At 71.2% G+C, this 24,443-nt stretch carries 20 protein-coding genes and 1 pseudogene; 15 read left to right on the top strand and 6 right to left on the bottom strand.

What is annotated here, in order from left to right; translation table 11 throughout:
• The first annotated feature begins 70 nt into the window (after nt 1–70).
• Together R3E98_13415 and dacB are read left to right on the top strand one after the other, a co-directional pair.
• Entirely contained in the window at nt 71–337 is a 267-nt protein-coding gene (locus R3E98_13415; protein ID MEZ4424403.1) for a hypothetical protein, read from the top strand.
• A complete protein-coding gene (gene dacB, locus R3E98_13410) occupies nt 310–1,767 on the top strand; it encodes a D-alanyl-D-alanine carboxypeptidase/D-alanyl-D-alanine-endopeptidase (GenBank protein MEZ4424402.1) in 1,458 nt (485 codons plus the stop codon). Before R3E98_13415 ends, dacB begins: the two co-directional genes overlap by 28 nt.
• Nucleotides 1,768–1,794: 27 nt before the next feature.
• Here the strand turns inward: dacB and R3E98_13405 are convergent.
• The 4 genes and pseudogenes from R3E98_13405 to R3E98_13390 all read right to left on the bottom strand — a co-directional run bounded on the left by R3E98_13405 (nt 1,795) and on the right by R3E98_13390 (nt 8,466).
• Nucleotides 1,795–5,002 (bottom strand): annotated as a pseudogene (locus R3E98_13405) (efflux RND transporter permease subunit).
• The gene (locus R3E98_13400; protein ID MEZ4424401.1) at nt 4,999–6,135 is read right to left on the bottom strand and encodes an efflux RND transporter periplasmic adaptor subunit; all 1,137 of its coding nucleotides are present in this window, start codon (nt 6,133–6,135) and stop codon (nt 4,999–5,001) included. Before R3E98_13400 ends, R3E98_13405 begins: the two are co-directional and overlap by 4 nt.
• Nucleotides 6,136–6,144: 9 nt before the next feature.
• Entirely contained in the window at nt 6,145–7,449 is a 1,305-nt protein-coding gene (locus tag R3E98_13395) for a TolC family protein (protein ID MEZ4424400.1), read from the bottom strand.
• Between the two features lie 147 nt (nt 7,450–7,596).
• Nucleotides 7,597–8,466, bottom strand: a complete 870-nt coding sequence (locus tag R3E98_13390; protein MEZ4424399.1) for a patatin-like phospholipase family protein — start codon at nt 8,464–8,466, stop codon at nt 7,597–7,599.
• Between the two features lie 212 nt (nt 8,467–8,678).
• On the opposite strand from R3E98_13390, the gene sufC reads away from it, so the two are divergent.
• The 10 genes from sufC to R3E98_13340 all read left to right on the top strand — a co-directional run bounded on the left by sufC (nt 8,679) and on the right by R3E98_13340 (nt 18,107).
• A complete protein-coding gene (sufC, locus tag R3E98_13385; GenBank protein MEZ4424398.1) occupies nt 8,679–9,452 on the top strand; it encodes a Fe-S cluster assembly ATPase SufC in 774 nt (257 codons plus the stop codon).
• A gap of 24 nt (nt 9,453–9,476) precedes the next feature.
• A complete protein-coding gene (gene sufB, locus R3E98_13380) occupies nt 9,477–10,892 on the top strand; it encodes a Fe-S cluster assembly protein SufB (protein MEZ4424397.1) in 1,416 nt (471 codons plus the stop codon).
• 7 nt (nt 10,893–10,899) lie between these two features.
• Complete coding sequence (gene sufD / locus R3E98_13375; protein MEZ4424396.1) at nt 10,900–12,240, top strand: Fe-S cluster assembly protein SufD; 1,341 nt, start codon at nt 10,900–10,902, stop codon at nt 12,238–12,240.
• On the top strand, nt 12,233–12,547 hold the full coding sequence (locus tag R3E98_13370) for a non-heme iron oxygenase ferredoxin subunit (GenBank protein MEZ4424395.1): 315 nt from the start codon (nt 12,233–12,235) through the stop codon (nt 12,545–12,547). Before sufD ends, R3E98_13370 begins: the two co-directional genes overlap by 8 nt.
• Nucleotides 12,548–12,556: 9 nt before the next feature.
• Nucleotides 12,557–13,783, top strand: a complete 1,227-nt coding sequence (locus R3E98_13365; GenBank protein MEZ4424394.1) for a cysteine desulfurase — start codon at nt 12,557–12,559, stop codon at nt 13,781–13,783.
• 9 nt (nt 13,784–13,792) lie between these two features.
• Entirely contained in the window at nt 13,793–14,251 is a 459-nt protein-coding gene (locus R3E98_13360; protein ID MEZ4424393.1) for an SUF system NifU family Fe-S cluster assembly protein, read from the top strand.
• Nucleotides 14,248–14,898 (top strand): hypothetical protein, encoded by a 651-nt coding sequence (locus tag R3E98_13355; GenBank protein ID MEZ4424392.1) that lies wholly within the window; start codon nt 14,248–14,250, stop codon nt 14,896–14,898. Before R3E98_13360 ends, R3E98_13355 begins: the two co-directional genes overlap by 4 nt.
• 126 nt (nt 14,899–15,024) lie before the next feature.
• Nucleotides 15,025–15,558, top strand: coding sequence for a prepilin-type N-terminal cleavage/methylation domain-containing protein (locus R3E98_13350; protein MEZ4424391.1), 534 nt, complete (start codon nt 15,025–15,027; stop codon nt 15,556–15,558).
• A gap of 3 nt (nt 15,559–15,561) precedes the next feature.
• Nucleotides 15,562–17,682: an HD domain-containing protein gene (locus tag R3E98_13345; GenBank protein ID MEZ4424390.1), complete on the top strand. Its 2,121-nt coding sequence runs from the start codon at nt 15,562–15,564 to the stop codon at nt 17,680–17,682.
• Between the two features lie 11 nt (nt 17,683–17,693).
• Entirely contained in the window at nt 17,694–18,107 is a 414-nt protein-coding gene (locus R3E98_13340) for a hypothetical protein (GenBank protein MEZ4424389.1), read from the top strand.
• On the opposite strand, the gene R3E98_13335 is transcribed toward R3E98_13340, so the two are convergent.
• Nucleotides 18,072–18,569 (bottom strand): SRPBCC family protein, encoded by a 498-nt coding sequence (locus R3E98_13335; GenBank protein MEZ4424388.1) that lies wholly within the window; start codon nt 18,567–18,569, stop codon nt 18,072–18,074. The genes R3E98_13340 and R3E98_13335 overlap by 36 nt on opposite strands.
• 67 nt (nt 18,570–18,636) lie before the next feature.
• On the opposite strand from R3E98_13335, the gene R3E98_13330 reads away from it, so the two are divergent.
• The gene (locus tag R3E98_13330; protein MEZ4424387.1) at nt 18,637–20,811 is read left to right on the top strand and encodes an HD domain-containing protein; all 2,175 of its coding nucleotides are present in this window, start codon (nt 18,637–18,639) and stop codon (nt 20,809–20,811) included.
• A 19-nt stretch (nt 20,812–20,830) separates the two neighbouring features.
• Here the strand turns inward: R3E98_13330 and R3E98_13325 are convergent, their stop codons facing one another.
• Nucleotides 20,831–22,075, bottom strand: coding sequence for an alcohol dehydrogenase catalytic domain-containing protein (locus tag R3E98_13325; GenBank protein MEZ4424386.1), 1,245 nt, complete (start codon nt 22,073–22,075; stop codon nt 20,831–20,833).
• Between the two features lie 175 nt (nt 22,076–22,250).
• Between R3E98_13325 and fadI the strand changes: the two genes are divergently transcribed.
• Both fadI and R3E98_13315 read left to right on the top strand, forming a co-directional pair.
• On the top strand, nt 22,251–23,525 hold the full coding sequence (gene fadI, locus R3E98_13320; GenBank protein ID MEZ4424385.1) for an acetyl-CoA C-acyltransferase FadI: 1,275 nt from the start codon (nt 22,251–22,253) through the stop codon (nt 23,523–23,525).
• Nucleotides 23,526–23,646: 121 nt separating this feature from the next.
• A complete protein-coding gene (locus R3E98_13315) occupies nt 23,647–24,441 on the top strand; it encodes a methyltransferase domain-containing protein (protein ID MEZ4424384.1) in 795 nt (264 codons plus the stop codon).
• The last annotated feature ends 2 nt before the right edge of the window (nt 24,442–24,443 follow it).

Below are 24,443 nucleotides of genomic sequence, written 5' to 3'. Positions count from 1 at the left end.
ACCGCACGCCGGGTCGCCGGCGACGCCTCGGCCGCGCCCGATCCTTCGTCCGTACCGACCCCACGCCCGCATGCGTCCACGCCGCACCGGTCCGCTCTTCGCGCTGGCAGCCCTGGTCCTGATGGGCTGCTCCGGCGTCGCCGCGCCCCCCGGGTCGCCGCCTCCCGAGCGCGCGCGCCCCGCCAGCGGGAACGGCAGCGCGGCCGTGGCGACGGCGCTTCCGGCTCCGGACACGGTACGCGACACCGTCTACGTGGTGCGCGAGGCCGCGCCTGCCGACCGGAGGAAGGGGTCTTCGTCCCGCTGGAGGTGGAGCGGCCCGAAGGCAGCGCGCTGACGCGGCCGGCCGCTTCGGGCGACCCCGCGGTGATCGAGCGGGTGGCCGCGATCATCGATCGTCCTCCGTTCGACCAGATGCACTGGGGCATCGTCGCCAAGGATCTGCACGACGGCCACCTGCTCCTGTCCCTGAACGCGCACCACAAGTTCGCGCCGGCCTCCAACATGAAGGTGCTGGCCGGCGCGGCCGCGCTGAGCGCACTGGGGCCGGAGCACCGCTTCCGCACACCCGCGTTCGCCACCGGGCCGCTGAGCGGGGGCACGGTGCGCGGCGCGCTGGTGGTGGTGGGCTCGGGCGATCCCAGCTTCTCCGACGCCTTCCACCCGTCGTGGCGCACGCCGTTCGATCGCCTCGCCGACTCGCTGCTGGCCGTCGGCGCGCGCCGCTTCGATGGACCGCTCGTGATCGACGTGGCCGCGTGGGATTCGACGAGCGTGCCGGGCTCGTGGATGGTGGAGGACCTGGGCTGGTCGTGGGGCGCCTCGGGAGGCGCGTTCGTCGTGGCCGGCGGCCAGGTGGCGCTGACGCTCGACGCACCGTCCACCGTCGGCGCGGAGGTCCCGGTCCGCTCGGAGCCGCGGCTGGCGTCGGGCCGGCTCGAGCTGGACGTGCGTACGGCCGCCACCGACACGGCCATCGTCCATTCCCGTCCGCTGGGCGAGAACGGTCGGATCCGCCTGTCGGGAAGGGTGCCTCCGCGCTGGCGACGGACGCTCCGGATCGCACAGGGCGACCCCGTGCGGGTGGCCGGCGAGCTGCTGTACCAGGTGCTGACGGAGCGCGGGATCCGGTTCGATGGCGGCCTCGCCTTCGCGTGGGAGCGCGAGGCGGAGCTGCCGGGCGGCTGCGCCGCGGGGCGGATCGCCTCGTGCCCGGCCGCTCACCGGCTGGCCACGCTCACCTCGCCGCCGCTCATGGAGCTCCTCGATGCGGCGCTGGGTCCCAGCGACAACTGGATCATGGACCAGCTCACGCGCGCCCTCGCGCAGAGCTCGACCGGAACAGGGGGCTGGGAGCAGGCGGGCGACGCCGTCGCGGAGGAGCTGGGGCGAGCCTACAACGTGCTGGCCTACGACGTGGACGTCGTGGACGGCTCCGGCCTGTCGGCGTACAACCTCGCGACGCCCCGGGCGCTCGTGGACGTGCTCACCCAGATCCGCATCCGACCCGAGGGCGAGCGGTTCCGGAGGGCCCTGGCCGAGCCGGGTGAGGCGGGCACGACGCTGTCCGGTCGCCTGGGTAGCCTGGGCGGGCGGGTGTTCGCCAAGACCGGGAGCCTGACCCACACCAACTCGCTGTCGGGCTACCTGGTGCGGGACAACGGGCGGGAGCTGGTCTTCAGCATCCTCACCAATGCCTCCGGCCTGGACGGCAGAGCCGTTCGGGACGTCATCGACGCGCTGGTGGTCGAGCTGGCGCGCTGGTAGCCGCGCCAGCCCGGTGTTTCGGCCCGCTCAGGGTCCGACCGGCGTCGGAGCGCGCGCGCCCACTTCGCGTTCGGCGGCGGCCCGCTCCGCGGCGGCCGACCGACCGGTCATGAAAGCCCCGACGCGCTCCGCCGACGTGTTGAAGATCAGGTAGGCGCTGGGCACGACGAACAGGGTGAGCAAGGTCGAGATGCCCAGGCCGCCCACGACCGCGATGGCCAGCGGCTGCATCAAGCTCCGAGCCCTGCCCGATGCCGAGCGCCAGCGGCAACATCCCGAACAGGGTCGTCAGCGTGGTCATGAGGATCGGACGCAGGCGCACGGCGCCGGCCTCGATGACCGCCTCCTCACGGGACAGACCCCGTTCCTTCCGCCCCTGTTCGATGTATTCGACCAGCAGGATGGCGTTGTTGACCACGATGCCGGCCAGGAGGATCACCCCGAGCAGCACCGGTGCGCTGAGCGGCGTCCCGGTGAGGAAGAGCAGGACGCACACGCCGATCAGCGACAGCGGCATGGCCAGCAGGATCACGAACGGGTTGACGAAGCTCTCGTACTGCACGGCCATCACCACGAACACCAGGAAGACGGCCAGCAGCACCACGATCGTCATCTGCTGGTTGCTCTCCCGGATGGCCTCCTCCTCCCCGCCGAAGATCACGCCGTATCCGTCCGGCAGGGACATCCCGGCCAGACGCACGCGAATGGAGTCGTTGACCTCCCCCACCGTCGCCACCTCGGCGATGACGTCCCCGGTCAGCTGCAGCTGCCGGTTCTGGTTCTCGCGCCGGATGGTGGTGGGCCCGAGGATCGTGCGCACGCGGGCCACGTCCCGCAGGTAGATCGGCGCACCGCCGGTCTGCCCCGGGAACAGCGCGATGGACTCGATGTCCTCCGGGCTCCGGAAGCGCTCGCGCGGGAACATCACGCGCAGGTCGTACTCCTGGTTTCCGGCCGTGAAGCGCGTGGCTACGGTGCCGTCCAGCGCCGTGCGGAGCGTCTGCCCGACCGCCGCGACGCTGAGCCCGAGGTAGCCCGCCCGCTCGCGATCCAGCTCCACGGAGAGCTGAGGGCTGGCCTCGTCGGTGGAGGGCTGCAGGTTCTCCAGACCGGGCACGCCGCGCGTGAGCGCCAGGATGTCCTCGGAAATCCGCTGCAGCTCGAGCAGGTCGTCCCCCTGCACGCTGAGCGCGATGGGCGAGCCCGCCGAGTTGGTGCGCAGACCGCGGATGGACGGGGGCCGTACGAAGACACGCGCACCGGGGAATCCGCGCGCGTTGATCTGACGCTGGAGCGTCTGCACCCACGCCTCGGCGGTCACGTCACGCTCGGTGCTGGGAGCCAGCACCACGTTGATGGAGCCGCGGCCGGCCGACTCGTTCGTGGAGGCACCGAAGAGCATCCCGCCGGCCGTGGCGAACACGGCCTGCACGTAGGGCATCTCGCCGATCATGGCCTCGACGTCCTGCACGATCCGGTTCGTCTCCTCGGCGGCCGAGCCGGGCGGCAGGGAGACCATCACGTTGACGTTGCCGTCGTCCACCTGGGGGAGGAACTCACTGCCCAGGTCACGCACCAGCAGGACCGACCCCGTCAGGGCCACCAACGCCACACCGAGCACCACCCAGCGGCCGCGCAGCACGACCGGAGTGGCGATCCGGCGGTAGAGGGCGCGCAGCGTCCCGATGAAGCCGTCGAAGGCCCGCAGCGCGCGCCACGACTGCAGCCCGCTGCTGAAGCGGATGCGGGACAGCTGCGCGGCCAGCATGGGGACCACCGTGAGCGCCACGGCCAGTGACGCCAGGATGGCGAAGGAGATGGTGAGGATCAGCTCGCGGAAGATGAGCGCGGCCAGACCGCTGATGAGCAGGAACGGCACGACGGCCGCGAGATTGGTGGCCGTCGACGCCACCACGGCGCTCTGCACCTCGGCCGCGCCCACGTGGGCGGCCGTCTCCGGATCCTCGTGCGCGTCTTCCTTGCGACGGAAGATGTTCTCGAGCATCACGATCGAATTGTCGATCAACAGCCCGACACCGAGCGCCAGCCCGCCCAGGCTCATGATGTTCAGGGTCAGCTTGCCCATGCCCATCATCATGAACGTCGCCAGCACGGCGATGGGGATGGACAACCCGATGATGAACGTCTTGCGCAGCGAGCCCAGGAAGAGGAACACCACGACCATCGCCAGCCCCGCTCCACCGAGCGCGGCGCTGCGCACGGAGTTGACCGAGTTGCGGATGAACGTGGCCTGGTTCTGGATGGTCTGACGGTCGATGTCGGCCGGCATGAAGCCGGACGCCCGCAGGTCCTGCAGGCGGGCCTCCACCTGCTCCGCCACGGCCACCGTATTGGCGTTGGGCTGCTTGCGGACGGAGATCTTCACGGCCGGCACACCGTTCAGACGGGCCCACAGGCGCTGCTCGCGGTGGGTGTCGGAGACCTGTGCCACCTCCGACAGCGGGATGCGCCGGGTGCCGGTCGGAAGCAGCACGCCCCGCACGTCCTCGACCGTCCGGAACTTGCCGGTGGTCTTGCCGACGATCTCCCGGGTGGGCGAGGAGACCCGTCCGGCGGCCACGTCCTGGTTGGCGGCGCGCACGGCTTCGATCACCTGGGAGACGGTGAGGCCGTAGGAGCGCAGCCGCTCCTGGTCCAACACCACCTGGATCTCGCGCACCAGCCCGCCCGAGATGTCGACGGACGCCACGCCCTGGATGGTCAGCAGTTGCGGCTGCAGGCGGAACTCGACCCAATCGCGCAGCGAGATCAGATCCCGCGTCTGCGAGGAGAAGGCCGCTTCGAAGACCGGCGCCTGGGATGGGTCGAACTTGAAGATGGTCGGCGGGTCGGCTTCCTCCGGCATGGTGGAGCGCGCCCGGTCCAGGTTCTTCGACGCGTCCTGGAGCGCAAAGTCCATGTCGGTCCCGTACGCGAAGTTCAGGCTGACGCTGACGCGTCCCTCCTGCACCTCGGTCTCCATGCGCACGAGATCCTCGGTGGTCGACAGCGCCGCTTCGAGCTGCTTGGCGACCGTCTCCTCGAGCACCTGCGGCTCCACGCCGCGGTTGTTCACCGACGCCCGCACCTGCGGATAGACGATGGTGGGCAGCAGGTCGAGCGGCAGACCGGACAGGAAGAAGAGCCCCAGCACGATGACCACCGACGTCAGCATGACGGTGCCGACGGGCCGGTGGATGGAGAGGCTGGGGAGCCCGCGTCGGGTGGACTTCATGATCCGCTCCTGGCGCTCGTGTCTCCGGGCATCGGTCCTTCCTCGCCGCCCGCGGGCATCACCCGCACCTGCGCGCCGTCCCGCAGCTGGTTGTTGCCGGCCGTCACGACCTGCTCCGCGCCGGTCAATCCGTCCACCACCTCCACCCGGCCCAGGGACGTCAGACCGGTCGTGACCGTACGCCGGACCGCCCGACCGTCCTCGATCACGAACACCGAGGAGGATCCCGTCCCGCCCACGATGGCCGAAGCCGGAACGAGCAGCACACCGTCGTGGCCGGCCAGCGCGAACGTGGTGCGGGCCAGGAAGCCCGGACGAGCCAGGCGGGCCGCCTCGCCCTCGAACGCCACCTCCACCGGCACGAGCCGCGTGGTGGGATCGGCGCTCGGGAAGATGCGGCGGATGCGACCGGAGAGCTCGCGGCCGGCGAACGCGTCGAGCCCGACGGAGACCGGGTCCCCGACCCCGAGCTCCACCACGTCCAGCTCGGACACGCCGACGCGCACCACGATCGTGGACAGGTCGGCCAGTGTGAACAGCCGCGTCTGCGGCGCGACGATGTCCCCCGCCTCGACGCGCTTCTCGGTCACCACGCCGCGGATGGGCGCCTGGACCGTGGCGTAGCCGATACGGGTGCGCACCTGCTCGAGCTGCGCGGTCGCGGCTGCGTAGGCCGTGCGGTCCCGCTCGTACTCGGGGAGCGTGATGACCTGCCGCTCCCGCAGCCGCTCCGAGCGCTGCCAGGCCGCCTCCGCGACCTGGAAGGACGCTTCGGCCGCGGCCAGCTGGGCCTGCAGCTCACGGTCGTCCATGCGGGCGAGCACCGCGCCCTCCGCCACGACAGCCCCTTCCTCGGCGTGGATGGACAGGACCGCCCCGCTCAGCAGGCTGTTCACGCCCACCGTGCGGATCGGCTCCACCACGCCGGAAACGGTCACGGACTGCGCGATGGAACCGCGCTCGACGGGGACGACCTCCACCGGCGTGGGGCCCCCCGGCCCGCGAGGTCCTCCGCCCGGTCGGCCACCGCCGCCCTGGGGAGGCGCCGCCTGGGCGCTCTCGCCGTCTCCACCGCCACAGGCCGCCAGGGCCAGAGCGACACCCAGAAGGCCGATCCCTGCACGTCGACGCATGAGCACGTGTCAGCGAGCTCCGATCCGTTGTCCGAGAATGGCTTCCAGCCGAGCCACCGCAGTGCCCAGCGCCTGCCGCGCCAGGACCCGCGCGTTCTCCGCGTCGGCCAGGGTCACCTGCGAGGTCTGCAGGTCGAGGATGGTGGCCGCCCCGATCTGATACCGTTCCTCCTGCACGCGGAGGTCCTCCTCCGCCAGCTCCACCGATCGGTCGGCGATCTGCACACGTTGCCCGGCCGATTCGATGGTGAGCACCGCGGCCTCCACGTCCGCGCGTGCGGCGATGCGCGCGTCCTGCGCCCGCCCCGCTGCCGCCCGCTCGGCGGCGGCGGTGCGCTGCAGCGCCGCTTCCCGCTGGAACCCGTTCAGGATCGGCAGCGACACGGTCAGACGCATGTTCCAGCTGCGCTGGCTCGGTGGGAAATCGAAGGCGAACCAGTCGTAGCCGCCGGCGAGCTGCGCCGTGGGCAGATAGCCGGTGTAGCTGGCCAGGCGTTCGGCGTGCCGGCTCTGCAGGTCCGCTTCGGCAGCCACCACGGAGGGGGACGAGGAGAGCGCCCGGGCCACGAGGGTCTCGGTGGCGGGCAGCTCGGGGGCCCGGTCCGGGAGCGCGTCGTCGGCGGGGCGCACCTCGCCCTCCACCCCCACACGGCGCCCGAGCTGAAGGGCGGCGGTGCGCAGGCCCGCGTTGGCCTCCAGCACGGCCAGCTGGGCGTTGCCCCGCTCCAGCTCGGCGCGCAGGGCATCCGACCGCGTGGCGGTACCCACCTCCAGGCGCGTCTGGGCGAAGTCCAGCTGCTGTTCGGCCCGACCGAGGCGCTGCTCGGCGGCGCGCAGCAGATCCTGCGCGGCGGCGGCGTCGTAGTAGGCCTGGGTGGTGGCCAGGATGGTGGCGAAGCGCTGGGCCCTCAGGTCGGCGTCCGCGGACCGCACGCCCGCGCTGGCGGCCCGACCCTGGGCGAAGCGGCGGCCACCGGTGAAGAGCTGGACGCTTCCCTGGGCCTGGGCGCTGTAGTTCTGGGAGACGAGCTGCCCGGTGGCTTGATCGAAGCGCTCGTTGCTGGAGTTGGCGAACGTGCCCCCCAACGACAGCGCGGGGAGCCAGGCGCCCCGGGTCGTCAGCTGGGTGGCGCCGGCGACCGCCCGACCCGATTCGGCGTCGAGCATGGCCGGCGCGACCTCCAGCGCCCGTTCGATCGCCTCGTCCAGCGTGACCGTGACGGGCTCCTGCGCGGCCAGCGGCCGGACGCCTCCTCCGCAGGCGAGGACCACCACCACGCCGCCCCTGCACATCCGCCCAGCGAAGCTCCGCATCGTGCCGCTCCGATTCGTGTCCGGCTGCGGGGGGCGGCCGGGCCTGCATGCGAGTCAGGAGAGGACAGCCGACGGGGGTCGAGCGTTAGCGTAGGCCGAGGCCCGGCGGACGCGATGTCTGGACCCGCAGTCGAAGACCTGCCCGCCTCAGCGGCGGGCCGCCAGCGCCTGCCGGGTGGCCCGGTAGCCCTCCTCCAGGAAGTACTTCACCTGGTCGAAGGCGAAGGCGGAGTGGCCGTCCACGTCGGGGCGGACGTAGACGAGCTCCGGTGGCCCCTGCCACCGGGCCGCCTGTTCGAGGCGACGCCGTCCGGACATGATGGCGAAGACCCGGTCGTGGATGGCCACGATCCCGTCCTCGACGGTCTTCGTCGCATCCGCCTCCGGGCCGGATCCGACGTCGATCGCGACGATGGTCGCAGCCCCCAGCTCGCGGGCCCGCTCCAGGGGAAGCGCGTCCCCGGCCCCGCCGTCGACGAACCAGCGGTCGCCCAGGCGGGCGGGCGGGAACAGGACCGGGAGCGCGGCCGACGCGTAGCAGGCCTCGTGCAGGCTGACGTCCGTCCGCGCGCCCACCCCGAACCATTCGGTGCGGCCGGTGCCCAGGTCCACGGCGTTGACCTGCAGGGGGAGGGTCAGGGCCTCCCACGTGACGCCCGGCAGGGCGGCTTCCGTGTAGCGGCGGAGCAGGTCGCCCCGGAACACCGAGGGCTCGCGGATCCCGTTGACCCAGACGACCCCGCGATTGAGGCGGACGATGTCCTCCTTCTTGAGCGACAGGCCCATCCGGACCAGGCGGCGCCACTCCATCCCGCTGGCGATGGCCGCGCCCACGAGGGCTCCGATGCTCGTGCCCACGATGCCGGCGACCGGCACTTCCGCTTCGCGGAGGGCCTGCCAGGCCCCCGCGTGCGCCACCCCGCGGATGCCTCCGCCGCCGAGCACCACCCAGACCGGCTCCGGCCAGGGCCGGGTGGCTGGCGGCGCAGGACCGGGGTCTCCCGTCTCCACCGTCATGGACGGGCAACATGGCCGGCGGCGGAGGGGGGCGCCATCCGGCCGGGATGCGACCTTTGACAGGGGTTCTCCGCCTTGACCCTACCGCCGGTCCCGGGGTACCATACCGAAACTAAGAATCATTCTTGTTAACAGCGGCCCCCAGCGGCCGCTGCTTTCGTCTCCGTCTCCGGGCGGACCCCTTCGAAGCACACACGAAACGCAACGGGCCGATGAGCGATTCGCCGATCCTGAAGATCACCGGACTCCAGGCCAAGGTGGCCGAGGAGGACCTCGACATCCTGCGGGGCGTGGACCTCGAGATCCGCCCCGGGGAGATCCACGCCATCATGGGCCCCAACGGGTCCGGCAAGAGCACGCTCGCCAAGGTCCTCATGGGCCACCCCGGCTACGAGGTGACCGGGGGCGAGGTGCTGTACCAGGGTGAGCCGCTCCTGGAGCTGGAGCCCGACGAGCGCGCCCGCGCGGGCCTGTTCCTGGCGTTCCAGTACCCGGTGGACATCCCGGGCGTCTCCATCGCCAACTTCCTGCGCGCCGCCAAGCAGGCGCGCATGCCGGAGGGCGAGGACCTGGACCTGTTCGACTTCCAGGACGACATGATCGCCCGCATGGAGCTGCTGGAGATGGACCAGAGCTTCGCCGAGCGCTCCGTGAACGACGGATTCAGCGGCGGCGAGAAGAAGCGCAACGAGATCCTGCAGATGGCCATGCTGCAGCCCACCCTGGCGCTCATGGACGAGACCGACTCCGGTCTCGACATCGACGCGCTCAAGGTGGTCGCGCACGGCGTGAACGTGCTGAAGAAGGAGCGGCCGGAGATGGCCGTGCTCCTGATCACGCACTACCAGCGGCTGCTCAACTACATCCAGCCCGACATCGTACACGTGATGGTGCGAGGCCAGATCGTGCGCTCGGGCGGACCCGAGGTGGCCACGGAGCTGGAGGCGGAGGGGTACGCGGAGTTCCGCGAGCCCGTCGGCACCTGATCCGCCGCCTCACGGAGAGACGACATGCCTGAGAATCAACTGGTCGAGGGACTGCAACTCGACGAATACAAGTACCACTTCATCACCGAGGACGAACCGCTCTTCCGCTCCGATCGGGGGCTGAACGAGAAGATCGTGCGGGAGATCTCGGCGCAGAAGGGCGAACCGGAGTGGATGCTCGAGTTCCGCCTGAAGGCGCTCGAGATCTACAACGCCAAGCCGATGCCGGAGTGGGGCGCGGATCTGTCCAACCTCGAGCGGGTCCTGGACCAGATCTACTTCTACGTGCGCCCCCAGGAGAAGATGGAGCGCTCCTGGGACGACGTGCCGCAGTCCATCAAGGATACGTTCGAGAAGCTCGGGATCCCCGAGGCCGAGCGGAACATCCTGGCGGGCGTGGGCGCCCAGTACGAATCGGAGATGGTCTACCACTCCCTCAAGGAGGAGTGGACCCGTCAGGGCGTGATCTTCGACTCCATCGAGGACGGGCTGAAGAACCACCCCGAGCTCTTCCGGAAGTACTTCGCCACGGTGGTTCCGCCCGCGGACAACAAGTTCGCGGCCATGAACTCGGCGGTGTGGTCCGGCGGCTCGTTCGTGTACATCCCCAAGGGCGTCCAGCTCGAGACGCCGCTCCAGGCGTATTTCCGCGTCAACCAGGAGCAGATGGGGCAGTTCGAGCGCACGCTCATCATCGTGGAAGAGGGTGCCCGCGCGCACTACATCGAAGGATGCACGGCCCCGGTCTATTCCACCGACTCCTTCCACTCGGGCGTCATCGAGATCGTGGTGATGCCGGGCGCGCACTTCCGCTACACGACCATCCAGAACTGGTCCAACAACATGTACAACCTCGTGACCCAGCGCGCGCTGGTGCACGAGCACGGGACCATGGAGTGGTTGGACGGCAACCTGGGCTCGAAGGTCACCATGAAGTACCCGTCCTGCTACCTGGTCGGGGAAGGGGCCCACGGCTCCATCCTTTCCATCGCCTACGCAGGCAACGGACAGCATCAGGACACGGGCGGGAAGATCGTGCACGCGGCGCCCCACACCACGTCCTCCATCGTGTCCAAGTCCATCTCCAAGGGCACGGGGCGCTCGTCCTATCGTGGGCTCTGCAAGGTCTACGAGGGCGCGACGGGCACCAAGGCCAACGTCGAGTGCGACGCGCTCCTGATCAACGAGACCTCGCGCACGGACACGTATCCGTACATCGAGATCGAGGAGAAGGACGCCAACGTCGGTCATGAGGCCACCGTCTCCAAGATCGGGGACGAGCAGCTGTTCTACCTGACCAGCCGGGGCATCCCCGAAGACGAGGCGATGGCGCTGATCGTCCGCGGCTTCATCGAGCCGATCGCCAAGCAGTTGCCGTTGGAGTACGCCGTCGAGCTCAACCGGCTGATCGAGCTCGAGATGGAAGGATCGGTGGGCTGAGGATTCGATGACGACGATGACGACGACCAGCCCCGAAGGGGTGACCGCGGCGCTCAACCGCGACGCGATGGAGATGCGCTCGGCCGACCTGCCGGCCTGGGTCCGGGAGGCCCGGGCGGAGGCGTGGGATCTGTACGAGACGCTGCCGTTCCCGACCACGCATCTGGAGCACTGGCGCTACACGGACGTGAAGCGGCTGCTCAAGGTGGATCAGCTCGCACTGTCGGATGGAGCGGAGGGCGTGACGCCCGCCGACTTCCCGGCAGAGCTGCAGGCCGCGATGCAGGCGGACCACGCGGCGGCCGGGCACGTGGTGGAGATCGACGGAAGGGTCGTGCACGTCGACCTGGACGCCGACCTGGCCGCGCGGGGCGTGGTCCTGACGTCCCTGCGCGAAGCGGTCTCCACGCACCAAGCCCTCGTGGCCAAGCACCTGGGACAGGCGGTGCCGGCGCGGGACGGGAAGTTCCAGGCGCTCAACGCGGCGCTCTGGAGCGACGGGGTCTTCCTGTACCTCCCGCCGGACGTGCGGCTGGAGCACCCGGTGCGCGTTACACGCTGGGCGTCCGAGCCCGGCGCGGCCGTCTTCACGCGTACGCTGCTGGTCGCGGCGCGGGGGGCGCAGGCGTCCTTCGTGGACGAGATCCTCTCGCCGGACTTCGAGCGTCAGACGTTCCATTCGACGGCGGTGGAGGCCTTCGCGGACGACGGCGCCCAGATCCAGTTCGTCTCGCTGCAGCGCATGGGGAAGGGCGCCTTCCACCTCTCGCAGCAGCGCACGGTGGCGCATCGCGATTCCACGCTGGACTCGCTGAACGTCCAGCTCGGTGCCTCGGTGGCCCGGCTGGACCTGAACGCCCGGCTCCTCGGGCCCGGCGCCAACAGCGACATGCTGGGGCTCTACTTCGGGGACGGGAAGCAGCACTTCGACATGTGCACCAGCCAGGATCACGTGGCCCCCAACGCTACGTCGGACCTGCTGTACAAGGGCGCGCTGGACGGCCGGGCCCGCTCGGTCTTCCGCGGCATCATCAAGGTGCATCCCAAGGCGCAGCGCACGGACGCGTACCAGACCAACCGCAACCTGCTGCTGTCGGACGAGGCGCGCGCAGACTCGCTGCCCAACCTCGAGATCGAGGCGGACGACGTGAAGTGCTCGCACGGCGCCACCGTGGGGCAGCTGGACGCCGAGGCGCTCTTCTACCTCATGAGCCGCGGGCTCGACCGCGAGCGCGCGGAGCGCCTCGTGGTGCTGGGCTTCCTGGGCGAGGTGCTGGGGCGGTTGCCGCTGGGCGGCGTGGTGGAGAAGGTCACGCGCGCCATCGAGACCAAGCTGGGCCGTGTCTGATCCGTGGGTGAAGGTGGCCGACCGGGAGGACTGCCCTCCTGGTCGGCTGCTCGCCGTAGAGGCAGCCGGCGAGGCCATCGTGCTGGCCAACGTGGACGGCAGCGTCTACGCGTTGGAGGACCAGTGCTCGCACGCCGACTTTGCGCTCTCCCAGGGAGAGCTGGTGGGCGGGGAGGTGGAATGCACGCTGCATGGCGCGCGCTTCGACGCCTGCACCGGCCGCGCCACCCGCCTGCCCGCGATCCGCAAGGTGCGCGTCTACGACGTGGAGACGCGCGCAGACGGCATCTATGTGAAGGTGGAGTGAGGAGACGACATGGCTGACGCACCGCTGGCTGCGCGGGAGGACTTCCCCATCTTCGCGGAGCCGGTCGGAGGGCGGCCGCTCACCTGGCTGGACAGCGCCGCCACCACCCAGAAGCCGCGGGCCGTGCTGGACGCCCTGCTCCGGTACTACACGCACGACAACGCCAACGTCCACCGTGGCCTCTACGAGCTCTCGCGGCGCTCCACCGAGGCGTACGAGCACGCTCGCCAGACCGTGGCCCGCTGGATCGGCGCCACCGATCCGGCCGAGGTGATCTGGACGCGCGGCACGACCGAAAGCCTCAACCTCGTGGCCCAGGCGTGGGGACCGGATCACCTCCGCGAAGGGGACGAGATCCTCCTGAGCGAGATGGAGCACCACTCCAACCTGGTGCCCTGGCAGCTCCTGGCCCGGCGCACCGGGGCCCGCCTGCGGTTCCTGCCGGTCACGGACGAGGGCACGCTCGACCTGGACGCGCTGCCGTCGCTCCTCTCCGAACGGACCCGCATCGTGGCCGTGGCGCATGTCTCCAACGCGCTGGGGACGGTCCACCCGGTGGCCCGGCTGGCCGCGGCCGCCCGGGCGGTGGGCGCCGTGATGGTCGTGGACGGCGCCCAGGGCGCACCCCACCTGCCCGTGGACGTGTGCGCGCTCGGGTGCGACTTCTACGCCTTCTCGGGTCACAAGATGCTGGGGCCCACCGGGATAGGCGTCCTGTGGGGCCGGCGGCCGCTGCTGGAGGCCATGTCGCCCTGGCAGGGGGGCGGGGACATGATCGACCGGGTGGACCTGGAGTCGAGCACCTGGGCCACGCTGCCCAACAAGTTCGAGGCGGGCACCCCCCCGGTGGCGGGCGCGGTCGGACTGGCCGCGGCCATCACCTACCTGGACGCGCTGGGCCGCGAGGCCGTGCTGCGGCACGAGCGTGCGCTGGTGACGGCGGCCTGCGAGGCCCTGGAGGCCGTGGGTGGCATCCGGATCTTCGGGCCGCGCGATCCCGAGCTGCGCTCCGGGGTCGTGTCCTTCGAGGTGGAAGGGGTCCATCCCCACGATGTCGCGACCGTGCTGGACGCCCACGGGGTGGCCATCCGGGCCGGCCACCACTGCGCGCAGCCGCTCATGCGCCGGCTGGGCGTCCCGGCCACGAACCGCGCCTCGTTCTACGTGTACAACGCGCGCGCCGACATCGACCGGCTGGTCGAAGGTCTCGGCGAGGTCCGACGCATCTTCGGCTGACGGAGCACGGTGGAGAACCCGGAGCCACAGCTTTCCTCGCTGTTCCAGGAGCTCATCCTGGAGCACTACCGGCATCCCCGGAACAAGGGGGAGCTGGAGGGCGCCACCGTCGAGGTGCACATGCGCAACCCCAGTTGTGGGGACGAGGTGCGCCTCCAGCTCACCATCGCCGACGGCCGGATCGACGACGCGCGCTTCAGCGGGCAGGGCTGCTCCATCTCGCAGGCCTCCATCTCCATGATGACCGGCCTGCTGAAGGGACGCAGCACGGCGGAGGCCCTGGACCTGGCGGCGCGCTTCACGGGCCTGATGCACGGCGAGGACGGCGCGGCCAGGGACCGCGCCCTCGGGGACTTGCGAGCGCTGTCCGGCGTACGTCGCTTTCCCGTGCGGGTCAAATGCGCACTCCTGGGCTTCGACGCGCTCCAGGAGGCGATCAAGCAGAGCGAGGAGACGGAGCGGACGTGAGCGGATCCAGGTGGACGAGGCGGGTGGCGGCGACCCTCGCGGGCATGGCGGTGGTGTGGGGTGCGGCGTGCGGCGGTAGCGAGCCGGAAGCCGAGGAGGTCCCGTACATCCCCCCCGGTCCGCCGGCCCAGGATACGCTGTCCCAGGGCACGCTCGAGGGCCTCGATACGGAGGAGCTCGGGCTCACGCTCCCGTGGACCAGTGGGGCCCTGAACCGCCGTCCCGCCCCGGGCGCTCCATCGCGCACGATCGAGGGGATCGAGCTGTCCGGGGGCGAGGGCTTCGACCGTCTGGTGATCAGCTTCGCGGCCGACGCGCGTGACTTCCCCGGCTACCGCCTGGAGTACCTGGAGGCGCCCCCCACGGACTGCGCGGCCGACCCGGCGGAGGCGCCGGTGGCCACGTCCGGAGCGGCCTTCCTGCGGGTCCGCATCCTGGGCGCGCGCGGTCACGACGACAACGGGCGCTCCACGGTGGGGTCGGCCAGCCGGAAGGGCACGTCCGACCACCTCCTCACGCTGGTCCGGACCTGCGACTTCGAGGGGGAGGTCACCTGGGTCTTCGACCTCACCGAAGCCACCCCCTACCGCATCCTCGAGCTGTCCTCCCCGGACCGGCTCGTGGTGGACGTGCAACGCCCCGCCTGACGCGGGCGGTGCGCAGCGCCGCCACACGGTAGGCGCACCTAGCACGGCGTTTGCACCCCGGGGCCGTGTCCGAGTGGCTGCGGCGGGGCATCTGTGCTTCGCCGGCCGCTCGGCCCGGGCCGGATGATGCGCGCCAAACCGTATATCAATCAAGGGTTTACGCTCATCGAGCTCCTGGTGGTCATGGCCATCGTGGGGACGCTCGCCTCGATCGTCGTGCCCAAGCTCCAGGGGGCCCGTGAGCAGGCGCAGAATGCCGCCGCCATCGGCGATGTGCGGGTCCTGAGCCTCGAGATCCTCGAGTACGCGGGCAAGAACGATGGGCTGCTACCGGCCAGCCTGGCGGACATCGGGCGCGGCACCTTCCTCGATCCGTGGGGCCGCCCCTACGTATACCAGCCGCTGGCCGCCACCAAAGGCGCCGGAGCGGGTGGAGGTGGGGGTGGTGGCGGCGGAGGCGGGGGTGGCGGTGGCGGGGGTGGTCCGCCCAGTTGCTCGCCTCGCAAGAACCGGTTCCTCGTACCGTTGAACTCGGACTTCGACCTGTATTCCAAGGGGCTCGACGGGACCTGCGTCTCGCCGCTGACCGGCGCGACGTCCCAGGACGACATCGTCCGCGCCAACGACGGCGGCTTCATCGGCCTCGGCCGGAACTTCTGAGCCATGGCGCTCTTCGAGCGGCGTTTCCTGACCACGCGGGTGGCCCGTCGGCTGCTCGGTCTGTTCGTGCTCTGCGCCCTCCTCCCGCTCTCGCTCTCGTCCTGGCTGTCCTACCGGCACGTGACCCGCGAGCTGTCCAATCAGGGCGAGGAGCGGCTTCGGCAATCCGCCGCCGCGGCGGGGATGTCGGTCATCGAACGGCTGATGGCCGCGGAGGCGGAGCTGGGGGCCCTGGCGGCGGCCGATCCGGCGCCGGGGGCGCCCCTGCAGACAGGCTCGGCGCGGTTCCGGCTCCTGGCCGGTGTGGCCCGGGGACCCGAAGGCGCGGCCCCGACCTGGGGTACAGGCCAGGCTCCCGCGATCCTGCCGGTGCTCGATGAGCCCACCCGCGCCTTCCTCGACGACGGCGGCACCCACCTGATCCTCGACGGTCAGCTGCGGCGTCCGGTCCTCGTGCGGCGGGACCCGGCCGGGTCCGGCCTGCTGGCCGCGTCGGTCCGGACGGATTCGCTGTGGGCCACCGCCCAGGTCTATTCGGCTTCCGAGGTCGGGCGCGCCCTCTGCGTGCTGGACCCCTACGGCGAGCCGCTGGTGTGCCCGCACGGACTCCCGGCCTCTCTTCGTTCGCAGGCCACCGCCGCGCGCTCCGAGCCGGTGCGCTGGGGCCGCGGGGCCGACGAGCGGCTGGGCTGGGGGTGGCAGATCTTCCTGAGCGGGCAGTTCCGCGCCGAGCCCTGGGTGGCCATCGTGAGCGAGCCGGCTCGCGCCGCGCTGGCGCCCCTCAACGGCTTCACGCGTGCCTTCGTGCCTACGCTGCTCCTGGCACTCTGGTCCGTGCTCCTGCTGAGCAACGTGCAGATCCGGCGCACCATCGATCCGCTCGATCGCCTGAAGGCGGGAACCGAGCGGATCGCGGAAGGCCATTTCGAGAGCCGCGTGGTGGTCACCAGTCACGACGAGTTCGGCGAGCTCGCTGCGGCCTTCAACGGAATGGCCCAGGACCTGGGTCGGCAGTTCCGCACGCTGGAAGCTCTGCACGCGCTGGATCGTCAGGCGCTGGAGTCCCAGAGCCTCGATCCGGTCCTGGAACGCATCGACGATCCGCTCCGCCACGCCCTGCCCGGCACGGAGCTGGGCATGGTCCTCCTGGATGATGACGAGGGCGCCACGCTGCTCCGGGGCACCGCCGACGCGGACCGGAGACGCGCGCTCGTGCGCCTCGCGCCGGGAACGCTCCACCTGATCCACCGCTGGGGGGACCACCACGTCCTGGAGGGCGACGAGCGCGCACCGCTCATCGCCATCGGGGCGGTGGAGGGCCATCGCACGCGTCCCGTGCACGTCTTCCCTCTGCGGGCGCGCTCGGAGGCGGCCGGCTTCCTGTGGATCGAGCGGACCGACGGGCAGCTCCTGAACGAGACGGAGCAGACGCAGGCGCGGCAGCTCGCCGACCAGGCGGCCCTCAGCCTGGCCAGCGTACGGCGGCTCGTGGATCTGAACGGGCTGAAGGAAGGCGCGCTCGACGCCCTGGCGCTGGCCATCGACGCCAGCTCGCACTGGACGGCGGGTCACTCGCAGCGCGTCACGGATCTGTCGGTGCGACTCGCCGTGGAGCTGCAGCTCCCGGCGACCGAGATCGAGCGTCTGCGCGCCGCCACCCTCCTGCACGACGTCGGCAAGATCGGGATCCCCAACGCCGTGCTGAACAAGCCAGGGCGCCTGACCGACGAGGAGTTCGACCTGATCAAGACCCATCCGGTCGTGGGGGAGGCGATCCTGCGTCCGATCGAGGCCTTCGCCTTCATGCTGCCCGTCGTACGCCATCATCACGAGCGCTACGACGGGCGGGGCTACCCCGATGGACTCGCCGGGAGAGCCATCCCGTTCGCGGCGCGCATCGTGGCCGTCGCCGACACGTTCGACGCGCTGGTCTCCGACCGGCCCTACCGCGCCGGGAAGAGCGTCGAAGCCGCGACCCGGATCATCGAGGAGGAGACGGGGGCGCAGTTCGACCCCAGGGTCGTGGGAGCCTTCATGCGTCTCTACACGGGCGATCTGCGCGACGTCGTCGCGTCCCACCGCGAAACCGCCTTCCCGGAACGGGCCGTTCCGGTCCCGACCTGACGGAGCTCATCATGTTCGCCTCTGCTACCCGCTTCGCGCGCCTCCTCGCGGCGTCCCTGGCGCTGCTGGCCACCGCCTGCACGACCGAGGTGGCTCCCGACATCCCGACGACGCTGCAGGGCCGCTGGACCACCGACACGGAGGGGTACGAGGGCCGGGAGATCCAGCTCGCCGGGAACCGTCTCATGATCCGGCTGGGCGGCTCCATGATGCGCGCCCATCCCATCGACGGCATCGAGAGCGCCCCGTACGGCATCCAGACCGAGTTCCGCATCCTGTTCCGGAACGAGGAGGGGCTCGCCGACGAGATGATCCTGCGCTACGAGAACCGCGAGGGAGACGAGACCCTGCGGATCCGCAATCTCGAGACCGTGGTCTGGCGGAAGGCCTCAATCGGCCAGGGCGCCGAAGCGGCCGGCGAGTAGACGGCCCCGGAACGCGAAGATCTCGCGGAGCCAGGGCTCGATGATCCGGTTCGCGAGCCCGCCTCCCCAGAGGCTGTAGTCCACCACGTCGGTCACCGCCGTCCCGCCTTCCATGGGCTCGAAGCGGTGGTCGTGCCAGAACCCGCGGTAGGGTCCGCGGGTCTGCACGTAGCTGAAGCGGTCCAGCGGCTCCCAGGCGTCGATCCGGCTCTCCCAGCGCCACACCAGGCCGCGCGTGCGCAGGCGGTAGCGCAGCGTGGTCCCCACACCGATCCGGTCCGGCACGGGGTCCCGGAAGTCCAGTCGGAACCACGCGGGCGTCAGGCCGTTCAGCTCGCGGGGATCGGAAAGAAGCCGGTACAGCGTCTCCCGCTCCGCGGCCAGTTGCATGCGGGCAACGAGCCGGAACTGTGCACGCTTCTTGCCCCCCGGCAGGCGTTGCACGGAGACCACCGTCGACATGGCGCGTGCGTTCCCGAGCAGGTTCAATGGACGGCCCCCAGGGCCCACAGGATCCGCAGCAGATACCGTGAGAGTCGAACTCGGTTTCCTCGAGACGAAGGTCGCACGCCGACTGCTGTTCCTGTTCGTGTTCTGCGCCGTCCTCCCCGTGGGGGCCCTGGCCACCGTGTCCTACCGCCAGGTGGCGCGCCATCTGCGGGCCCAGCATGAAGCGCGCGTGGCCGAGGTCGTGCGCGACACCGAGAGCCTCCTGACGGAACGTCTGCAGGTGGCGGATGCCGAGCTCGAGGTCCTGGCGCGGGTGCTGGAGCTGCCGGAGGTCGACGAGACCCGGGTCCGTCAGATCACGGAAGCCGCCACGAGCTTCTCGGCGGTCGCGCTCGATCGCGGGACCCGTACGCCCGAGATGCTCCGCGGCCGGCTGGCCAGCCTGCCCGAGCTCGAAGACCGCGACCGGGCCCATCTGGACACCGGCCGCCCGGTGCTCGCGCTCGTACGCAACCCGCAAGGCGCTCCCGACCTACTCGTCGCCCGCGCCCTCGGCAACGCACGTGCGCCGCAGACGGTGGTCTGGGCGCGGCTGCGCTCCGGCTTCCTCTGGGACGGGCTGGATCTCGCTCCGCTTCCGGAGTCGGACCTGCTGATCGTGGACGACGTGGTGGAGCCGGTCGTCGGTCGGCCTGTGGAGGACCTGACGTTCCGCGGCGCCCTCGACCAGGCCCTGGCGGACGGCGAAGAGACCCGGCTGACGTGGCAGGCGGACGGCGTAGAGCAGGAGTCGGTCGTGGCACCGCTCGCGCTCGGGGAGCGCTTCCGCGGGCCGGGCTGGCACCTGGTCCTCACCGTGCCCGCGGCGATCGTGACCGCGCCGGTCCGCGAGTTCACGCAGCGGTTCCTGCCCCTCGCGCTCACGGCGCTGCTGATCGTGCTGCTGCTGAGCGACCTGCAGATCCGGCGCACCATCCAACCGCTCAAGCGGCTCAAGGAGGGGACGCGCCGGATCGCCGAGGAGCGCTTCGACACCACCGTGGACGTGACCAGCAACGACGAGTTCGAGGAGCTGGCGGAGTCCTTCAACACGATGGCCCAGCGTCTGGGCGAGCAGTTCGGCACGCTGAGCGTCATCCGTGAAGTGGACCGGGCGGCGCTCGGCGAGGCGGAGGGCCGGGATCTGATCGACCCGCTCCTGCGCGGGATGCGTTCCGTGGTCCGGACCGACCTCATCTCCGTCTGTCTGCTCGACACGGAGGATCCCACCCAGGGCACCGTGTACACGGTGCTCGGCGGGGAGGGCGAAGCGCTGGTGGATGCGATCGGGCTGGCCCGTTCCGACCTGCAGTCCCTGGAGCGCAGCCCCGAGCACATCGAGACCCCGGCGGGAGCCGTCCGGCCTTCATGGCTCATGGCCCCGGTCCTCCTGGAAGCGCCCGACCACGGCTTCGTATCGTTGCCGCTGGTCCTCAAGGGCGGGCCGGCCGGCGTGGTGTCCTTCGCGGCCGCGGGCGAGATGCCTGCAGGCAGCGCGCATCTGCTGCGCGCCCGCCAGGTGGCCGACCAGTTGGCGCTCGCGCTCTCCAACGTACGACGCCTGCGCGCGCTCGACCGCTTCAACTGGGGAGCGCTCACCGCGCTCGCGCGCACCATCGACGCGAACTCGCCGTGGACGGCCGGTCACTCCGAGCGCGTGTGCGAGCTGGCGCTGCGGATCGCCGGGAAGCTTCAGCTCGGCGAGACGGACATGGAGATCCTGCGCCGCGGCGCGCTCCTGCACGACATCGGCAAGATCGGCGTGCCGGTGGAGATCCTGAACAAGCCGGGCCCGCTCTCCGAGGAGGAGATGGCCGCGGTGCGCGAGCACACGGTCATCGGCGCACGCATCCTGGAGCCGATCGCCGAATACGCGGAGCTGCTGCCGATCGTGCTGCACCACCACGAGCGCGTGGATGGCCGCGGATATCCTGGTGGCCTGCGCGCCGATGCGATCGATCTCAAGGCGCGCATCCTCGCGGTCGCCGACACCTTCGACGCCTTGACGTCCGACCGGCCCTACCGGCGCGGTCTGCCCCCGCGCACCGCGGTCGAGGTGGTGCGCAACGCGGCGGGGACGCAGCTGGATCCGCGCGTGGTGGAGGCGTTCCTGGCGCTCCATGATGCGGGCGCCCTGGACGACCTCACCACGAAGGAGAAGCGCTCCCGGAAGAGCGCGAACGCCGAGCCGCTGCTGGCCGCGGCCCGCGCCTGACGCGCGGGACCGCGCGGGCTCAGGGTTGGAGCAGCACCTTGATGGCGCCGCTCGTGCGCCGATCCTCCGCCGCGGCCAACGCCTCACGGACCTGCTTCAGCGGATAGACGTCGGTCACCATGCGCTGTACCGGCGCGGCCGACTCCAGCAGGAGCCGCTGCGTGACCTCGAAGGTGTGCAGCACCTCCCCCCGCCACTGCTCGGCCCCGTACCCGACGAAGCCGTGCACCTCCAGCTCGTGCGCCCACAGCAGGGTGAGATCCACCTTCTTGATCTCCGCCACGCACCCGAGCATCACCACGCGTCCGCGCGCCGACGCGTACGACAGCGACTGGGCGAGGGTGGCCCCGCTCCCCACGCAGTCGAAGATCACCGGGAAGCCGCCCCCGGCGTACACCTCGGGTCCCACGATCGGCTGGTAGGCCTGCGCGCCCGTGGCGATCAGGGCGTCGCGCGCCTCGTCTCCGGGCCGGACCACGCTGCTCGCCCCCAGCGCGCGCGCCAGCTCCACCTCGGGCGCGCGCTTGGCCTGCGCCACCAGCTCACCGCCGTACCCGGCCGCGCGCAGCGCCCAGATCGTCGCGAAGGCGATGGGTCCGCTGCCGATCACGAGGACGGGCCCGGAGCCGACGGGCGTGTTGAGCACGGCGTGCATGCCGATGGACAGCGGCTCGATGAGCGCGGCGACCCGGTCGTCGATGGCCTCGTCCACGGGGAAGAGCTGCGACTCGTGCGCGATCATCCGCTCCCCCCACCCCCCGGGCAGGTCGGCGTGGTAGCCGATGGTGAGCCCCCGCGCGAGCGGGGTGCCGTCCACGAGCGTGCGTCCCTCCTCCCCCGCGTTGCCACACGTGGAGTGACGGCCGACCGCACAGGAGCCACAGACCTCGGTGCCCGTGAACCCCCGGACGCCACACGACAGCATGGGATCGACCGCCACCCGGTCGCCCGGCCGCACACGTGTGACGGCGGACCCGACCTCGTCCACGCGCGCCACGATCTCGTGGCCCAGCACGGCGGGGAAGGAGCCGAACGGCTCCATCAGGGGGCTGCTGGTGAAGGACAGGTTGCCCAGATCGCTCCCGCAGATCCCCCCGTAGAGCACGGAGAGCTTCACCCAATCCGGACCGGGGAGCACCGGCTCGGGCCAGTCCCGCAGGCGGAGACCGCTCAGGACCCCGTGGGTGGCCGACCGGCTGACCCGCCCCACGGAGCGCGCCAGCAGGAAGCCCGGAACGGTGACCCCGAAGACGACGGCGCGCATGGCTCCCGGGAGCGGGCGGATCGGAATGGCCGCCGCGGATCGCCGGGGCCGGATGCGGCCGGAACGTTACGGGAAGGCCGGAGGTAGGTCCAGCGCGCGCCGGGGGCGCTCCGCCCGCGGGGGACCGAGGGGTGCGGGTCCGCCACGGCACGCACCACCCGAGGGGGAGGACCGCATGAGAACCGCCATCGTGGCCGGCGTACGCACGCCCTTCGCGCGCTCGGGCACCGTCTTCGCCGACCTGACCGCCATCGAGCTGGGCAAGACCGCGGTGCGGGAGCTGGTGGCGCGCTCCGGTGTCGATCCCGACCAGGTGGACCACCTGATCTATGGCACCGTGGTGCACGATACGCAGGCCCCCAACATCGCGCGCGAGGTGGGGCTCGGCACGCTCCCCAAGACCGTGCCGGCGGTGACGGTCTCACGGGCCTGCAGCTCCTCCAACCAGGCCATCGCGGACGGCGTCAACCTGATCGGGCAGGGATACGCGGGCCTCGTGGTGGCGGGCGGTGCCGAGTCCCTCTCCCATGTGCCCATCACCGTGAGCGACCGCCTCTCCAAGCGGCTGGTCCAGGCCTCCAAGGCGCGCTCGCTCGGGGCGCGGGTCGCGGCGTTCAAGGGACTGAGCCCCAAGGAGCTGATCCCGGTCCAGCCCGCCATCGCCGAGCCCACCACGGGCGAGACCATGGGCCAATCCGCCGAGCGCATGGCCAAGGAGAACGGGATCTCGCGCGAGGATCAGGACCGCTGGGCGCTGCGCTCGCACCAGCTGGCCCAGGCGGGCACCGAGGACGGGCGGCTCCTGGAGGAGATCGCGCCGGTCTACGTCGGCAAGTCCTTCGAGACGGTCGTCGACCGCGACAACGGCATCCGGGCGGATACGAGCCTGGAGGCGTTGGCCAAGCTCAAGCCGGTGTTCGACCGGAAGTTCGGCTCGGTCACGGCCGGGAACGCCTCTCCGCTCACGGACGGCGCCTCCGCCGTGCTCCTGATGTCGGAGGAGGCCGTGAAGGCCCACGGGGTCACGCCGCTCGGCTGGGTGAGGAGCTATGCCTTCACCGCGTTGGACCCGTCCCAACAGCTCCTGCAGGGCCCCTACTACGCCGCGCCGATCGCGCTCGAACGGGCGGGGGTCACCATGGCGGACATCCAGCTCTTGGAGATGCACGAGGCCTTCGCGGCCCAGGTGCTGTCCAACCTGCGCTGGTGGGAATCGGACGAGATCGCCGAGCGCGAGCTCGGTCGCTCGCAGGCGGTGGGGCACCCGCCCGAGGACGTCATCAACGTGATGGGGGGCTCCATCGCCATCGGTCACCCGTTCGGCGCCACGGGCGCGCGGGTGACCACGACGCTGCTGAACGAGATGCGGCGCCGCGACCTGGAGCTGGGTCTGGTCACCGTCTGCGCCGCGGGCGGGCTCGGCTTCGCGATGGTGCTCGAGCGGGCCTGAGCCGCACGCGCGCCGGCAGTGACCCCTGACCGCCGGGCTTCTCGCCACCTGGGGTGGGACGTTCCCAGGTCGGGCGCACCCGCGCGCACGCGCCGCCACCCACCCCGTTCGGGAGGCACCCATGTCGGTCACACGCACCCGCTCCCCCGCCGAGATCTACCAGGAGGACTTCGTTCCGGGGTTCTTCGGTCCCTGGGCGATGCAGATGGCCGGTCTGGCGCGCGTCACGGCCGGACAACGCGTGCTGGACGTGGCGTGTGGCACGGGCGCGCTGGCACGCGCGGTGGCCGAGCGCGTGCATCCGGGCGGCACCGTGGTCGGGGTCGACCTGAATCCCGAGATGCTCGAGGTGGCCGCCCGGGTGTCCCCGGGTCTGGAGTGGACGGAGGGAGCCGCGGAGTCGCTGCCGTTCGCGGACGCCGGCTTCGACGCGGTGGTGAGTCAGTTCGGCTTCATGTTCTTCGAGGACCAGGCGCAGGCGCTGCGCGAGATGATGCGGGTGCTCCGACCCGGCGGTCGCCTGACCGTCGCGGTCTGTGACGCCCTCGACCATTCGCCCGGCTATGCCGTGCTCACCGTCCTCTTGCAGCGGCTGTTCGGCGACGACGTGGCCCGGGCCTTCGCCGCACCGTTCGCGAGCGGTGATCGCGCCCTCTTGCGTCGGCGCTGCGCCGAGGCGGGGATCGCCGACGCCGACGTGCGACGCGTGGAAGGCTCGGTGCGCTTCGCCTCCATTGCGGACCTGATCTCCACCGAGCGCGCGTGCGCCTGGACCTTGGGGGGCGTGCTCGACGACCGGCAGTTCGAGGTGTTGCTGGAGGAGGCGGAGGAGTCTCTGCGTCCGTTCGTGACCGGCGACGGGCGTCTGGCGCTGGACCTGCCCTGCCTGGTGATCACGGCGCGCAAGGCGGAGTAGGA

It is taken from the genome of Gemmatimonadota bacterium (assembly GCA_041390125.1).
Lineage (GTDB): Bacteria > Gemmatimonadota > Gemmatimonadetes > Longimicrobiales > Gaopeijiaceae > JAGQIF01.
This window is presented reverse-complemented; position numbering and strand designations above follow the sequence as displayed.